Origin of the sequence: Corynebacterium sp. HMSC074C03, from assembly GCF_001838285.1 — a bacterium.
Lineage (GTDB): Bacteria > Actinomycetota > Actinomycetes > Mycobacteriales > Mycobacteriaceae > Corynebacterium > Corynebacterium amycolatum.
This window is the reverse complement of the sequence record NZ_KV836202.1, coordinates 62,770-77,255: the sequence shown is the minus strand read 5'-3', so window position 1 is coordinate 77,255 and position 14,486 is coordinate 62,770. Positions and strand designations below refer to the sequence as shown.

12 protein-coding genes and 3 tRNA genes are annotated in these 14,486 nt (G+C 58.0%); 9 read left to right on the top strand and 6 right to left on the bottom strand.

Translation table 11 applies throughout. From position 1 onward, the window contains the following. Positions 1-307: 307 nt before the first annotated feature. Positions 308-391, bottom strand: a tRNA-Leu gene (locus HMPREF2847_RS03670). Between the two features lie 297 nt (positions 392-688). Between HMPREF2847_RS03670 and HMPREF2847_RS03665 the strand changes: the two genes are divergently transcribed. The 7 genes from HMPREF2847_RS03665 (at position 689) to pknB (ending at position 9,971) form a co-directional block, all read left to right on the top strand. Next, entirely contained in the window at positions 689-1,597 is a 909-nt protein-coding gene (locus HMPREF2847_RS03665) for a DUF3662 and FHA domain-containing protein (RefSeq protein ID WP_070851567.1), read from the top strand. Between the two features lie 149 nt (positions 1,598-1,746). Next, positions 1,747-2,208: an FHA domain-containing protein FhaB/FipA gene (locus HMPREF2847_RS03660; protein ID WP_016421758.1), complete on the top strand. Its 462-nt coding sequence runs from the start codon at positions 1,747-1,749 to the stop codon at positions 2,206-2,208. Then, positions 2,205-3,560, top strand: a complete 1,356-nt coding sequence (locus tag HMPREF2847_RS03655) for a PP2C family protein-serine/threonine phosphatase (RefSeq protein WP_070851566.1) — start codon at positions 2,205-2,207, stop codon at positions 3,558-3,560. Before HMPREF2847_RS03660 ends, HMPREF2847_RS03655 begins: the two co-directional genes overlap by 4 nt. Beyond that, on the top strand, positions 3,557-4,918 hold the full coding sequence (locus HMPREF2847_RS03650) for an FtsW/RodA/SpoVE family cell cycle protein (protein ID WP_070851565.1): 1,362 nt from the start codon (positions 3,557-3,559) through the stop codon (positions 4,916-4,918). Before HMPREF2847_RS03655 ends, HMPREF2847_RS03650 begins: the two co-directional genes overlap by 4 nt. Further along, entirely contained in the window at positions 4,919-6,355 is a 1,437-nt protein-coding gene (locus HMPREF2847_RS03645) for a penicillin-binding transpeptidase domain-containing protein (RefSeq protein WP_070851564.1), read from the top strand. It begins immediately after the preceding gene. A gap of 2 nt (positions 6,356-6,357) precedes the next feature. After that, positions 6,358-7,854, top strand: coding sequence for a serine/threonine-protein kinase (locus HMPREF2847_RS03640; protein WP_070851563.1), 1,497 nt, complete (start codon positions 6,358-6,360; stop codon positions 7,852-7,854). Between the two features lie 53 nt (positions 7,855-7,907). After that, positions 7,908-9,971: a Stk1 family PASTA domain-containing Ser/Thr kinase gene (pknB, locus tag HMPREF2847_RS03635; RefSeq protein ID WP_070851562.1), complete on the top strand. Its 2,064-nt coding sequence runs from the start codon at positions 7,908-7,910 to the stop codon at positions 9,969-9,971. Between the two features lie 3 nt (positions 9,972-9,974). Here the strand turns inward: pknB and HMPREF2847_RS03630 are convergent, their stop codons facing one another. Next, positions 9,975-10,646: an aminodeoxychorismate/anthranilate synthase component II gene (locus HMPREF2847_RS03630; protein WP_070851561.1), complete on the bottom strand. Its 672-nt coding sequence runs from the start codon at positions 10,644-10,646 to the stop codon at positions 9,975-9,977. Between the two features lie 135 nt (positions 10,647-10,781). Here HMPREF2847_RS03630 and crgA point away from each other — a divergent pair, with 135 nt between their 5' ends. After that, positions 10,782-11,051: a cell division protein CrgA gene (gene crgA / locus HMPREF2847_RS03625; protein WP_005511903.1), complete on the top strand. Its 270-nt coding sequence runs from the start codon at positions 10,782-10,784 to the stop codon at positions 11,049-11,051. 698 nt (positions 11,052-11,749) lie between these two features. Here crgA and HMPREF2847_RS03620 read toward each other — a convergent pair. Beyond that, positions 11,750-12,286, bottom strand: coding sequence for a peptidylprolyl isomerase (locus HMPREF2847_RS03620; protein WP_369707163.1), 537 nt, complete (start codon positions 12,284-12,286; stop codon positions 11,750-11,752). Positions 12,287-12,591: 305 nt separating this feature from the next. Between HMPREF2847_RS03620 and HMPREF2847_RS03615 the strand changes: the two genes are divergently transcribed. After that, a complete protein-coding gene (locus tag HMPREF2847_RS03615) occupies positions 12,592-13,485 on the top strand; it encodes a hypothetical protein (RefSeq protein ID WP_070851560.1) in 894 nt (297 codons plus the stop codon). Between the two features lie 283 nt (positions 13,486-13,768). Here HMPREF2847_RS03615 and HMPREF2847_RS03610 read toward each other — a convergent pair. From HMPREF2847_RS03610 to HMPREF2847_RS03600, 3 genes are all read right to left on the bottom strand, one after another. Beyond that, positions 13,769-13,841 (bottom strand) — tRNA-Ala (locus tag HMPREF2847_RS03610). A gap of 31 nt (positions 13,842-13,872) precedes the next feature. Beyond that, positions 13,873-13,946 (bottom strand) — tRNA-Ile (locus tag HMPREF2847_RS03605). Positions 13,947-14,149: 203 nt separating this feature from the next. Continuing rightward, positions 14,150-14,482 carry a DUF3566 domain-containing protein gene (locus HMPREF2847_RS03600; protein ID WP_038627114.1) on the bottom strand — a complete coding sequence of 111 codons (333 nt, stop codon included), beginning with the start codon at positions 14,480-14,482 and terminating at the stop codon, positions 14,150-14,152. Positions 14,483-14,486 lie beyond the last annotated feature (4 nt).

Below are 14,486 nucleotides of genomic sequence, written 5' to 3'. Positions count from 1 at the left end.
TCGATGCACTGCAGCGTGGCCACAAGTGAATAGCGCATCGACAAGTGAGAGGGTCTGGCCCACAGCGTGCGCATAAGTGCCGAAAAACCATCGATAAGTCAGGAGAATCCATCGATAAGTGAGAGAAATACATCGATAAGTCCCCGAAACCTGGCCATAAGTGCCGGACAGGGTTAAAGGAGGGTTACAGGACAAGCCAACAACCTCAGCTCAGCATCTGCCTCTGCTTCAATCCAAGCCCCCACGCTAACCCCCACCACAAACAAAAAATCCTCGGAAGCTTTTACACTTCCGAGGATCTTCACTGTGGGCGAAGGGGGACTTGAACCCCCACGTCCGTAAAGGACACTGGCACCTGAAGCCAGCGCGTCTGCCATTCCGCCACTCGCCCGTGGGAACGAATAGAACTATAACACCCCGCGCTAATACACCACCAAATCCCCAGGCCAGCGCGCGTTTTTCACCACTTTTCAAGCACTTTCCAACGGCATTTAAGGCGCCTTTTTCGCACTTAGCAATAGCAACCTACCCCACAAGCGTCGTCACTATTTGATAAACCTCAGCAGTTCCTAGCCCTTAACTGAAGGTGTAGGGCTCTATACTGTTGCTAAAGTATCGATAATTTTTATGCACATTTTTCACGTAACCCGCCGCGGTTTGGCGGGAGAAGGCGAATTTCTTTAGTCAGATGGATTTCCTAGGACGCATCCGCAAGCTCGATAGCTCGCTTCAGCGCGGGCTCGACAACAGCTTTGCGCGCGTGTTCGGCGGCAAGGTTGTCCCGAATGAGTTAGAAGAATGCCTAAAGCAGGAAATTGAAGATTTCCTGATGCAGGACGCCAACGGTCAGTACTTGGCACCCAATGATTTCCGCATTGGCATCAGCGCCGCCGATTACAAAAACCTCTCCGCGTCAGAGCCCAACCTGCCGAATCAATTGGCTGACCGCATGACGCGCTACTGCCGTAACAACGGCTGGGGTTTCACCGGGACCATCAGCGTCCACCTGCAGGCAGTGGAGTCGCTCCACACCGGCCAGCTGAAGACGGCCAGCACTTTCACCGAGGACACCGTAAGCACTTCGGAGTTCGTTCCATTCGACGGCAATGCTGAGAGTGCCGACAATGCCAACACTGACGCAGCCCCGTCGCAAAGCGATGACGAACCCCAAGCCGCAGAGACCTCTGCCGCCTACCACCCGCAGCCAGAAGCCGAGCAGTTCCCCACCGCTTCCCGCCCCATCCCCGCGGTCGACCCGGAAGCGGCAACTGAGCTGAGCAACCCGGCCGTGGACGAAGACCAGTCCCAGGAAAAGACCATCACCCTGCTGTTGCAAGACGGCTCCTCGCGCGTATTCGAGGTGCGCCATGGTTCGAACATCATCGGCCGCGGCACCGCTTCCGACTTCCGTCTCCCGGATACTGGTGTTTCCCGCCAGCATGCCGAGATCACGTGGGACGGCCAGGACGCTGTGCTCGTCGATTTGCATTCGACCAACGGCACCATTGTCAATGGCGAACCCATTGAGAACTGGCTGCTGGCTGACGGCGACGAAATCTCGCTGGGGCATTCTGTTCTCGAAGTTCAGATCCGCTAGTTAAATCCGCTGATTCAGATCCGCTAAGTAGTGAGGTTCACCAGGTTCACATGCCACTGCCCTAGGTTTGCCGACACATTCCTGGAATAATTACGTCCGTGTGTTCGGTTTGCGGACCCACCAGCTCTACATAAGGAGGTTCCTCGGACGTGGAAGCTATCGTTTTTCTGCTTTCGCGCATCGGCGTGCTGGTCGTCCTGTGGTTTTTCATTTGGATGACGCTTCGCACCCTGCGTACAGAAACAACAGGCTCGGCTCCGCTGCGCCCACTTCGGCAGGCCAGCAGTGCTCCGGCCAAGCGTTTCCAGCGCTCGCAGACTCCACATCAGCTCCTTGTCACCTCCGGGCCGCTGGCGGGTTCGCGCATGAACCTAAACAACCAACGCGACATCACTATTGGCCGTTCAGAGTCGAATGCCTTCGTCCTCAACGATGACTTCGCCTCGGGCCAGCACGCTCGCGTCATCAACCGCGACGGCATCTGGTACCTGGAAGACCTGGACTCCCGCAATGGCACATTCCTCAATGGCCAGCGCGTGGAACAGCCGGAACGCCTGGCTTCGGGTATGGAATTTCGTATTGGCCGTACAACTTTGAGGTTGCAACCATGAGTCTTGCTCTGAATTACACGGCCCGCTCTGACCGCGGCCTCATCCGACAGAACAACGAGGACTCCGCCTATGCGGGTTCGCGTCTGCTCGCGCTTGCCGACGGCATGGGTGGCCACGCCGCCGGAGAAATCGCATCTCAGCTGATGATTGCGGCCGTCTCTCGGCTGGACAATGATCAGCCCGGCCCCGATTTGCTCGAGTCCCTGCGCAGCGCCTGCATAGAGGGCAATAACTCCATTGCGGATGAAATTGAGCAGAACCCCTCTACGCAAGGCATGGGTACTACGCTGACTGCTCTGCTTTTCGACGGCACCCGCCTGGGCATGTGCCATGTCGGTGACTCGCGTGGCTATCTGCTGCGCGACGGGGAGCTCATCCGCATTACCCGGGATGACACTTATGTGCAGTCGCTGGTGGACGAGGGCAATCTCACCGAAGAAGAAGCGGCAATTCACCCTCAGCGCTCACTGATTTTGAAGGCTCTCACCGGTCGCCCGGTGGAGCCTACTTTGTCTTATCGCGATGTTCACGAGGGCGATCGCTACCTGCTGTGCTCGGATGGTCTATCCGATCCAGTGTCCGCGGACACCATCAAGGATGTGCTCTCGGAGGGCACTCCGGACGAGGCCGCTACCAAGCTCATTGACTACGCGTTGAAGTCCGGTGGTCCGGATAACATCACCGTGGTGGTTGCCGATGTTGTCGACTCGTCGGCACGCACGCCTTACGAGCCCGCCCTGGCCGGTGCCCTGCAGAGTGCGGAGGAGGAACTCCCCCGCCCCAATACTGCAGCGGGTCGCGCGGCGGCACTCCGCCCGCGGAAGTCGCAGGAAATTGCAGTGACTTCGGCGCCGGAGAAGAAGGCTTCCAAGGGCAAGTGGCTAGTTGTTTCTGTGGTGCTGGTGCTGGTGGCCGGTTTGGCCGGCCTTGGTATTTGGGGCTGGCAGAAGAAGGAATCGATGTACCATCTCGCGGTGGTTGACGGGCAGGTGCAGTTGATGCACGGCGTGCCCGGTAGTTTGCTGGGCTTCAATCTGCAAGAGCCGCATCAGTTCATCTGTTTGACCGATGACAACAAAGTTCAGCTGCCTCCGGCTGGGACGCCGAAGGAGAAGGTCAACTGCCACATCATGACGCCGGAAGATCTCTCGCCGGCGGCACGCAATTCGCTGGAAGGTCTGCCGGCTGATTCCTACGACGGTGTCAGCGACCAGATTGGCCGTTTGGCGGAGTCGGCACTGCCAGTATGTCTGTCCGTGTCCGACGACGACAAGGACGCAACTTCCGCCGACAAGAAGGATGAAAAGCTGGGTTCGAAGCCAGGAGTCAACTGTAGGCAGGTGCGAAAATGAGTGAAACTACCGCGAAGCGACAGCTTCGGATGAAGGAAATGCTCCTGCTGCTGCTGTCGGCAGGATTGTTGCTTTTGGCACTTATTTCGCTGGAACTGGCTCAGGGCAACTCTCTGACCGCCGATGTCTTTTACATCATTGGCGGATTCTTTGTGATCTTTGCAGTGGCGCATATCGCACTGACCTTTGTGGCGCCCAACGCCGATCAGGTGATGCTGCCGGTTGCAGCCACTCTCAATGCCTTGGGGTTGGTGATGATTCACCGCCTCGACCTGGCCAATGACACCTCGTTAGTGCGCAACCAGATCATGTGGACCGTACTCAGTGTCGCACTGTTTATCGGCGTGATCGTCCTGCTGCGCAACCATCACTCGCTGTCGCAGTACTCGTATCTGCTGGGTCTCGGCGGCTTGATTCTGTTGGCGCTACCGCTGGTGTGGCCGTCGTCGATTAATGCTGATGCCCGCATCTGGATTTCCATCGGCCCGTTTTCCATGCAGCCTGGTGAGTTCGCCAAAGTTATGCTGCTGATTTTCTTTGCGCAGCTGCTGGTGAATAAGCGTTCGCTGTTCAATGTCGCAGGCAAGCGTTTCCTGGGCATTGATTTCCCGCGTGTTCGCGATCTGGGCCCGATTCTGCTGATTTGGGGCATTGCTACCGTCATCATGGCTCTGCAGAATGACTTTGGTCCGGCGCTGGTGCTCTTCGGCACTGTGCTGGCAATGCTCTACGCTGCCACCGGTCGTGGTTCCTGGCTCATCATAGGCATGGGGCTGGTGACCATCGGTGGCGTCGGCGTCTACATGGTGTCGGACAAGATTCAGGCGCGCGTCACGCACTTCCTGGACCCGTTGGGTTCCTACGATGAGGGCGGTTACCAGCTCTCGCAGGGTCTGTTCGGCATGAGCTGGGGTGGCATCGGTGGCACCGGTCTGGGCCAGGGCTACCCGCAGAACATCCCAGTGGCACACTCTGACTTCATCCTCTCCGCCTTTGGTGAGGAGCTCGGTTTTACCGGTCTGAGTGCCATCATCCTGCTGTTCGCGATTCTGATTTCCCGCGCTATTTCGGCCAGCTTGGCGGTGCGTGATTCCTTCGGCAAGCTGCTGGCGGCCGGTGTCGCATTCTCGATGGCCATTCAGCTGTTCGTGGTTGCAGCCGGCGTTTCCAAGCTGATGCCACTGACCGGTCTGACCACACCGTTCATGTCAGCCGGTGGTTCCTCACTGCTGGCCAGCTACATCATGTTGGCCATCGTGCTGCGTGTATCTGACGAGGCCAACCGCCCCTGGGGCATTCCAAGCACCCCTTCTGGCCTCAACGGCAATGCCAACGCAGCTCAGGGGGTGAACCAGTAGATGAATAAGACCATTCGCCAAATCTTTGTTGTCGTACTCGGACTCTTCGTTCTTCTACTGGCGAACCTGACCTACATCCAGGGCTTCCAGCAGGATAAGTACGCCCACAATCCGCTGAATAGCCGCCAGTTCCTGGAGGAAAAGTCCAAACCTCGCGGCCAGATCACCACTGACGGCGACATTCTGGCCCACTCGGTCAAGGGCGAGAACGGCTTCTATGACCGCAGCTACGACACCGACCCGGAGGCATATGCCGCGGTGGTCGGATACCTGTCGGACATCTACGGCTCCGCCGGTATCGAACGCTCTCAAAACGAGATCTTGAACGGCAGCGACCCTTCGCTGTTTACTTCCCGCGCCCTCGACATGGTCACGGGCAAGGAACCTTCTGGGGCTTCCGCAGAGCTGACGCTGTTGCCGAACGCTCAGCGGACTGCGTACCAACAACTCGCTGAACGCGGCTACGTCGGCTCCGCCGTCGCCATTCGCCCATCGACGGGTGAAATTCTCGCGATGGCCTCCACACCGTCGTTCAACCCGAATGACATCGCGGCCGGCGACGAGAGTACCTGGCAGTCCCTCAATAACAATGAGGGTGCACCGCTGCTCAACCACGCCACTCAGCGTCCGCTGCCGCCGGGTTCCACTTTCAAGGTGTTGACCACGGTCACGGCACTGGAGCAAGGCGCCTCCCCGGACACCTCGGTCACTGGCGCACCGCAGATTACGCTGCCGGATACCACCACCACGTTGGAAAACTACGGTGGCTCGACCTGCGGCGGGGCTACTACGACTCTCCGCCAGGCTTTCGCGCAGTCCTGTAATACGGCCTTCGCGGAGCTCGGTATGCAGTACGGGGCCGATGCGCTCAAGGACGTCGCCAAGCGATTCGGCATCGGTGAGACCCACGACGACGCGGGTCTGCCGATTCAGCCCTCCACCGTCGGTGAGATTCCGGATCAGTCCTCGCTGGGGCAAACCTCCATTGGTCAGCGCGACGTGTCGTTTACGCCACTGGACAACGCCATCATCGCCGCCACGATTGCCAACGGTGGCGTGCGCATGGAACCCCAGATCATCAAATCGGTGCGAGGTGCCGACCTCTCCGAGATCAAGTCCTTCAAGCCGATTGAAGCCGACGAGGCGATTTCGCCGGAGATCGCAGAAACCGTAACTGAGCTGATGCGCGGTTCCGAGTCACACTCGGGCGGCAACGGTTCGCGTATTGCCTCCAAGACCGGTACCGCGGAACACGGTGCTGTCCGCGGCGAGTACGCACCGCACGTTTGGTACATCGCCTTCGCTCCGGACTCCGATGTCGCCGTGGCTGTCGTCGTGGAAAACGGTGGCGGTCAGGGCCAAGGCGCCACCGGCGCATCCGTCGCTGCCCCGATTGGCCGCGCGCTCATTAACGCGGTCGAACAGGCGGGTCGATAAGCATGGATGCCCACCAAGTTCAAGATATCGTCGGCAACCGCTATCACGTACGCCGTCTGCTCGGCCGTGGCGGCATGTCCACCGTCTGGCTTGCCGACGACGCCACCAGCGGCGAACTAGTTGCGATCAAACTTCTGAATCAGGAGTACTCGGACAACTACGAGTTCCGGCAGCGCTTCCAGAACGAAGCCGCTGCTGCACGCAGCGTCAACAGCCCAAACGTGGTGAAGATTGTCACGTACGAGGAAGGCGATATCGGCAGCCACGGCGCGTGTTACATCGTCATGGAGTACATCCGTGGCGAATCTCTGTCGCAGGTGCTCCAGCGACGTCGCACCCTGCCAGAGCACCTGATGCTCGACGTGCTGGAGCAGACTGCGCACGGCCTGTCGGCAATTCACGCTGCGAACCTTGTCCACCGCGACATTAAGCCGGGCAACCTGCTGGTGACGCCGGAGGGCACCGTGAAGATTACCGACTTTGGCATTGCCAAGGCCGCCGAAGCGGTGCCTCTGACGCGTACCGGCATGGTCGTCGGTACCGCGCAGTATGTCTCACCGGAGCAGGCGCAGGGCAAACAGGTGAGTCCGGCGACTGACATTTACTCGCTTGGCTGTGTCGCCTACGAAATGGTGGCCGGCGCCCGCCCCTTCCAGGGCGACTCCACCGTCGCGGTTGCCGTGGCACACATCAACGAGGCACCGCCTGCGTTGGCGCCGACGGTCAATCCGCATATCCGCGAACTTATCGGCATTATGCTGCGCAAGGATCCGCAGCGTCGCTATGCCGATGGCCGCGAGCTGGCACAGGCTGTTTTGCGAGTGCGCGCGGGGCACCGCCCACCGCAGCCGCGTGGTGTGACCCCAACGGTGCACCGTCAATCCAACGCTGCCAACCCGGCGACCACCGAACTCGGTGCCATGACGCGACCGCCCATGCCGGTGTCGCAAACACAGCAGCAACCACAGCAGCAACCACAGCGGCCACCGCAGCAACCCACTCGGCAGCGAAAGCCGGCAAAGAAGCGCAGCGGCTGCGGTTGTGGCTGCGGCAGCATTGTGCTGTTGGTGCTGCTAGTGTTGCTGGCCGGTGCTATCGCTGTTGTCTATTCGCTGTCGACAACCGGTTCACTGCCAACCATTCCGAACTTGGAGCAGTACATTCCGAACCAGTCACAGCAGCAAACCACAGAGCAAAACACCGACCCCAACGACGGTTCCGGTTCCGGTTGGTCGGACGACAATTCCGGTAACTGGGGAAATAACGACGGTGGCAGCTACGGCGACAACTCTGGTGAAAACTACGGTGGCAACAATGATGGTGCTTCTGACAGCTCCACTGAACAGGACACCAGCGAGACCGCCCCGGATACTTCCGAACCGACTCAGGATTCGGGCAACGACAATAGCGACGACTCCACTGGCGGTGGTCTGCCCGGTATTCAACTGCCCCCGGAAAATGGGTCCGGTAATACCTTGGGGACTCCAGATGCACAGTAATATTCAGGTACAAGGTGTTTTGGTGGAAATCCTTCCGAAGGGACTGACGAACAATGTCTGGCAATGACGATCTCCTCTCGGGCCGTTATCGGCTCGGCGAGCTCATTGGCGTTGGCGGCATGTCCGATGTTTACCGCGCTGAAGATACAGTTCTCGGTCGCTCTGTCGCGGTCAAGATGATGAGGGCCGACCTTGCCAGGGATGAGAACTTCCTCGCAAGGTTCCGTCGTGAAGCGAAAAACTCAGCACTACTGAATCACCCGTCTATCGTGTCGGTGTATGACACCGGCGAGACGGATAGCCCGATGGGGCGCGTGCCTTTCATTGTCATGGAGCTGATTCAGGGTGAGACGCTGCGTGACGTTGTTCGTCGTGAGGGGCGGCTCGACCCGAAGAAAGCCGCGTCGATAATGGCATCGGTGTGTGACGCACTGACGGCATCCCACCATGCCGGCATCATTCACCGTGACATCAAGCCGGCGAACATCATGCTGACCAACACCGGCAAGGTGAAGGTGATGGACTTCGGCATCGCTCGCGCGCTCGGTGATTCCACCACGATGACGCAGACTGCGGCCGTGCTGGGTACCGCGCAGTACCTTTCGCCGGAGCAGGCGCGCGGTAAGACCGCCGATGCACGTTCTGATATTTACGCTGTCGGTTGCGTACTTTTCGAGGCCGTCACGGGCGCCCCGCCATTCACCGGTGAAACCCCTCTTTCTGTCGCTTACCAGCATGTTCAGGATCAGCCGCCGCGCCCTTCGGAGAAGCTCAACACCGACCCGAACACGGCTCAGGGCCTCGACGCGGTGCTGTTGACCGCGATGGCCAAGGATCCGATGGAGCGCTACGACACCGCAGAGGACTTCGCCCAGGATTTGCGTCGTCTTGCACGCGGCGAGGATCCGTTGGCGCTGGCGCACCACGGCGCGCATGACGACGACGCGAAGACCACCGAATTCCTTCCGGCAGCTCCGTCGGATGCTGAGACTCGGGTGACCCCTGCACAGCAGGCAACTCCGGCCCCTGTCCCTGCTCCTGCACCGACGCCGGAACCGGAGAAAGCAGCTGCCCAGCCGGAAGCCCCTGCTCAGATCGCTAACACTGACGAGCCTGAGAATAAGAAGGGCAGCGCAGGAAAAACTATCGCGCTGGTGGCTGCTGCAATGGTGGCTCTCGGCGGTGTCGGCTACGGCGCCTACCAGCTCTTCAACTCGTCCACCGAGGTCGAGACCGTTGCCATTCCGCAGGTCGAGGGTCTAAATGTCAATGAGGCAACGCAGGTTCTCGAGGAGGCTGGTTTTGTAGTCAACCGCGTCGATGAGCCGAACCCAGATGTCCCCCGAGACACGGTGATTGCCACGGAACCGGGTGTCGGATCGGGGTTGCCGCAGGGATCTCGTATCAAGCTGCGCGTATCTTCGGGCCCAGAGTTGACCAATGTGCCGGATGTACGCGACAAACAGGCCGAGGAAGCTCGCCGCCTACTCGAGGAGGCGGGGCTTGTCGTCAATCCGAAGCTGCAAGAGGAACCGAGTGAGGACGTTCCGCGCGGCAATGTCATCGAGCAGTCTCCAGCTGCCGGTTCTCAGGTGTCGAAGGGAACCCGTGTAACTTTGACTGTCTCCTCCGGTATCGAGACCAAGACTGTTCCGGATGTCACTGGTCAGAGGTTGGATTCCGCCCGCACGACCCTCGAGTCCGCTGGTTTCGTTGTCGAGGTGGTGGAGGTTGACTCCACTGAGGAACAGGGAACCGTTGTTGAGGTTCCCCAGAAGGGCACGGAGCTCACCGTCGGAACGACTGTCGAGCTGCACGTTTCGCGCGGCAACCAAATTAAGATGCCACGAGTTGAGGGCCAGACTCTCCGCGATGCGGAGAAGGCACTCACCGATGCCGGCTTCGAGGGAACTATCCGCACCGAGGAAGTCACCACGCTGGATCTGTCCAAGGTCGACCACGTGGAGAAAGCCAACCCGTCGGCCGGATCCAAGCTCAACAAGGACGGCGAGGTCACCCTACGCGTCTACCGGCTGGGGGTCGCCCCGGAGAGCTCTTCAGAGGAACGGCCTGCTCCGGAACCTCCCATAAGGCTGCCGGATCTGCTGCCTAACTAGCGGCTAGTGTGCCAGCACGTCTGAGAAGGCGCGCTGGTACACCGCCTGCTGCTCTTCCAACTCCGCCAGGAGTTCCTCGGTGTACTCGCCGCCGGCCAGCCGCAGCCAATTGACCAGCATGCGGTGCCCGTACTGGGTGAGTACTGACTCCGGGTGGTACTGCACGCCGTGAATCGGCAGGTCGCGGTGGCGCATCGCCATCAGCATGCCCGAATCCGTGAATGCCGTGGCAATGAGTTCCTCCGGCAGTGTCTTCGGATCCACCGTCAACGAGTGGTAGCGCGTGGCAATAAAAGGACTGGGCACATCGGCCAGAACACCCGTGCCGTCATGAGTGACCGGGGAAGTCTTGCCGTGCAACAGCTCGTCGGCACGCACGACCTGCGCACCAAAGACCTCACCAATCGCCTGATGACCCAAGCACACACCCAACACCGGTGTCGGATCGTCCTGCCTGCTCACCGCGCGAATAATGTCCTCTGTCCATCCAGCATTGGACGGCTCACCGGGACCGGGCGACAGTAGGATTGCATCAAATTGCTTTACGACGTCGTCAACATCGCGGAGACGCGCATCATCATTGCGCCAGACAGTCACCGTTTCGCCGAGCTGGCCTATGTACTGGACCAGATTGAATACGAAGCTGTCATAGTTATCGACGACGAGAATCTGCATAACTGGGAATTCTACTGCCTGCGAACTTCACTGGTAAGTTCGGATGCAAAGTTTACAATTATGCATATATCGCGGGAGTGTTGATACCGCGCTGATCGCAACCTGCTGACCACAACCTAAGGAGTTTAAAGCGCTATGCCTAAGGCAAAGATTGAAAGCACTAATTCACCACAATCCGGTGGCTCCTCCGTCAGCCGTACCCCGGTCAAGATCAATAGCACTCAGACACCGGTGTGGTACAAGGTGCTGATGTTCGGGTTCATGCTGATTGGTTTGGGCTGGCTGCTGGTCAACTACATCGCGGGTCCGCATATTCCGTTCATGGTGACTTTGAACGCATGGAACTACGTCATCGGCTTTGGTCTTTTCATTGTTGGTCTGCTGATGACTATGGGTTGGCGTTAGTCAGCTCTAATACATCGCACCCCCTCAGGCGCATCCACTTTTGGATGCGCCTTTTTTTCATACCTAAAAACCCAGGTCAATTCACCCCCGTCAATACACCCGTTTCCCACACGTTTTTCGACGAATGAGGATTTCTCTCCTACTGATCGCGCAAAAAAGTTATCCACAGAAACCTGTGTAACAATCATGTAATTTGTGGATAACTGTGGAGAGATTTCGTCCCAAATTTCTCACGGGTTACGTGACAGAAACCGTAAAGCATGACAACTTTGGTTCTATCCCCTGTGTCCACAGTATCCACAGCCTGTGGATAACTCTGTGAACAAGTAACATAGTTGCAAGTCAAGTTGTGCGTAACTCCAATATTCTGCGGAGTTCGACCACTTTCGAACGCTGGTTCGTAAATTACAAGAATGGAATTATCCACACATGTGCACAAGTCTGTGGACAACTGTGAATTGTTGTAATTTGTGAAAATTGGAACCCGTAACGTGCTTCTTGGCCCGTGTTCACCTAGGTGAACAGTGGAGTATTTTTTCCACAGGGCTGTGGACATGTGGAGAATCAACACGATGTGCTACTACCCCCACTACCCCTAAACACAACATTGAAGTTACGGGCCGTCGTAAAGCGAAAATGGGCATGAAAAAACCCGCCCGGAACAACCGGACGGGTTAAAGAGCGTAGAAGCTAGCGGATTACTTCTCGATGTCGATGGAGGTAATCACGACCGGCTCCAGCGGGCGATCCCAGTGATCGGTAGCCACACGAGCGATCTCGTCGACAACCTTCTTCGAGGCATCATCAGCGACCTCACCGAAGATGGTGTGAGCGCCATTGAGGTGCGGGGTCGGAACAACGGTGATGAAGAACTGGGAACCGTTGGTACCACGGCCGCCGCGCTTGCCGGCGTTTGCCATAGCGAGCAGGTACGGACGATCGAACTGGAGCTCCGGGTGAATCTCATCGTCGAACATGTAGCCCGGGCCGCCGGTGCCGGTGCCCAACGGGTCACCACCCTGAATCATGAATCCGGCGATGATGCGGTGGAAGATGGCCTCATCGTAGAACGGGCCGGACTCGGTGCCAGAGGCGTTCTGACCCTTGTACTCCTTCGTGCCCTCTGCCAGGCCGATGAAGTTGTCGACAGTGTTCGGCGCGTGGTTGCCGAACAGGTCAATCACGATATCGCCATGGTTGGTGTGCACAGTTGCAGTAGCAGTCTTAATAGTCACGTTCCTTAGGATACCGACCTTGGTGGCCAATTGCTCCTACTGGTGAGTTTCTCCGTGGCAGAAACCAGCGAAAATGTTTTCCCAAGATAAGGAAAAGAGTTCTTCGTTGACCCCCATGGAGGCCAAATAGTGCCTAAGCTGGAATGTGAGCCTGCTGCAAATATTTTGGTGCTAGACCTAACTGGGCCCTAGCTCTTGGACTTAGAAGCATCTTGGTCTCAGAGGCACTGGCGCTGCAGCAGTATTAATCATTGATTGAAAATTAAAGGCGATGCCTGTTGGCGATGCACTAATTAAGGAGAGTCATGAACCCCAACGCAATCTCGCTGGCTGTCAAGGGACTGAAGTCCGCTTACGACAGCTACTCGGATTACCGGGACAAGAAGGCTGCAGAGCTCTACGACACGATGCAGGAGGCTAAGAAGGTGGCAGCTGCACAGAACGAGGCCGCAAAGGACGCGGCATCCGATTGGGCAGAAGACGTTAAGGAAAAGGTTTCCGACGCTCGCGATCAGCTCGCTGAGCAGGCTGAAGAACTGACCGGCAAGGTTGAGAAGAAGTCCAAGGAGACCAAGAAGCAGGCTAGGAAGGCGGCGAAGCAGGCCGAGAAGGACGCGAAGCGCAAGGGCAAGAAGACCCGTTGCAAGGCTCGCTGCGAAGCTAAGAAGGCGGAAAAGAAGGCCAAGAAGGCTCGCAAGGACCTCGAGGTGCGTACCCAGAAGGCTATCGACAAGGTAACCGGTAAGGAAGAGCAGCGCGCCAAGAACGGCCGCATTGCAACCGCTTCCCTGGTCTTCGCTGTTGTTGCAGCAATCGTCGGCGTCATCGTCTGGAAGCTACGCAAGGACGACAAGCTCCCGGTCGACCCGGCTCCGTACCAGCAGAAGGCCCAGGAAGTTAAGCACAAGGTCGAAGAAAAGGCCTCCGAGGTCAAGGAGACCGTTGAGGAGAAGGCTTCCGAGGCTAAGGAAAAGGCTGAAGAGGTAAAGGGCAAGGCAGCTGACAAGGCCGACGAGGCCAAGGACAAGGCTGCTGAAGCCAAGAAGACTACTGAGGAGAAGGCTGCTGAGGCTTCCAAGCAGGCTCAGATCAAGGTCGACGAGGTCAAGACCGAGAAGAAGAACGCTGAGGACGCTAAGAAGATCTCTTCCAAGCCGTCCAAGCCAGCTCCGAAGCCGGGTCAGGCTCGCAAGAAGTAAATAGGCGGCTGGGGCTAGATAGCCAAAAGCCTTTTCACGCCCGATCGTTCTGTGCAGTAGATGCGCCGACGGTCGGGCGTTTTTGGTTAAGCAGCAAACCTGACAACTTCAAAAGACGGGCTGCAAGTGTGAAACTGTGCGAGTTTATGACACTTTCAAGCCATTTTTCACGCCATTTTTGTCATAAACGCAGTCAGTAACTCGGCGTTCTTGCCCCCTCCCCTTCTACATCCCCAAAACGCAAAAATCCCCCGGCCTTACGACCGGGGGATTTTGTTCCTTGTGGAGCTTAGGGGAATCGAACCCCTGACCTCCTGCTTGCAAAGCAGGTGCTCTACCAATTGAGCTAAAGCCCCGTACACCGAGCAATTATACCTTGTTCGGTAGTGGGCCTAGGAGGACTTGAACCTCCGACCCCTTCGTTATCAGCGAAGTGCTCTAACCGCCTGAGCTATAGGCCCCGTGGAACGAGATATAACTTAACCCGTAACCATGACACTTCACAAATCGCCTGGTCAGAGGCCTAAATATTGAGTTAAAAAGCAGTCATTAAGTAGCTATTACGGCTACTCCACGACCAGATCGCTGAAAACACCTCTGAACCAACGCGGCCCCGGGGCCACCGAACGGGGGTGACACCGGGGCCAGCGGGAGGCTAGGCAGCCTAGCTGTCGTCGGCAAGCGAAATCTTGAGACCTCCGACGAGACCGCCGCACGCGTTGTAGATGACTGCGCCGAGGGCCATGAACCCAATCGACAGCACCCACCACAGCGCTCCTACAGCGGCCGCCAGGCCAAGGACAAGACCCGCGCTGATGGAATCCTCCCCGCCAATCATTTCACTAATCGGAGCGAGCAATCCCATCCCGGAGAGCAAGAGGTAGAGCAGGCCAACCGCGGCAAGCCAGACGAGGAAGCCAATGAAGCCAGTGGCCGCCGTAATGCGCATGGCGGACCAGGGACTCACCTTGTCGACTACCAAGTTAGTTTCGGCCATGCGC

Bases quoted from the DNA above. Each gene is read 5' to 3' on its own strand.
- HMPREF2847_RS03665 (WP_070851567.1), top strand. From the start codon at position 689: ATGGATTTCCTAGGACGCATCCGCAAGCTCGATAGCTCGCTTCAGCGC.
- HMPREF2847_RS03655 (WP_070851566.1), top strand. From the start codon at position 2,205: ATGAGTCTTGCTCTGAATTACACGGCCCGCTCTGACCGCGGCCTCATC.
- HMPREF2847_RS03650 (WP_070851565.1), top strand. From the start codon at position 3,557: ATGAGTGAAACTACCGCGAAGCGACAGCTTCGGATGAAGGAAATGCTC.
- HMPREF2847_RS03645 (WP_070851564.1), top strand. From the start codon at position 4,919: ATGAATAAGACCATTCGCCAAATCTTTGTTGTCGTACTCGGACTCTTC.
- HMPREF2847_RS03640 (WP_070851563.1), top strand. From the start codon at position 6,358: ATGGATGCCCACCAAGTTCAAGATATCGTCGGCAACCGCTATCACGTA.
- pknB (WP_070851562.1), top strand. From the start codon at position 7,908: ATGTCTGGCAATGACGATCTCCTCTCGGGCCGTTATCGGCTCGGCGAG.
- HMPREF2847_RS03630 (WP_070851561.1), bottom strand. From the start codon at position 10,646: ATGCAGATTCTCGTCGTCGATAACTATGACAGCTTCGTATTCAATCTG.
- crgA (WP_005511903.1), top strand. From the start codon at position 10,782: ATGCCTAAGGCAAAGATTGAAAGCACTAATTCACCACAATCCGGTGGC.
- HMPREF2847_RS03615 (WP_070851560.1), top strand. From the start codon at position 12,592: ATGAACCCCAACGCAATCTCGCTGGCTGTCAAGGGACTGAAGTCCGCT.
- HMPREF2847_RS03600 (WP_038627114.1), bottom strand. From the start codon at position 14,482: ATGGCCGAAACTAACTTGGTAGTCGACAAGGTGAGTCCCTGGTCCGCC.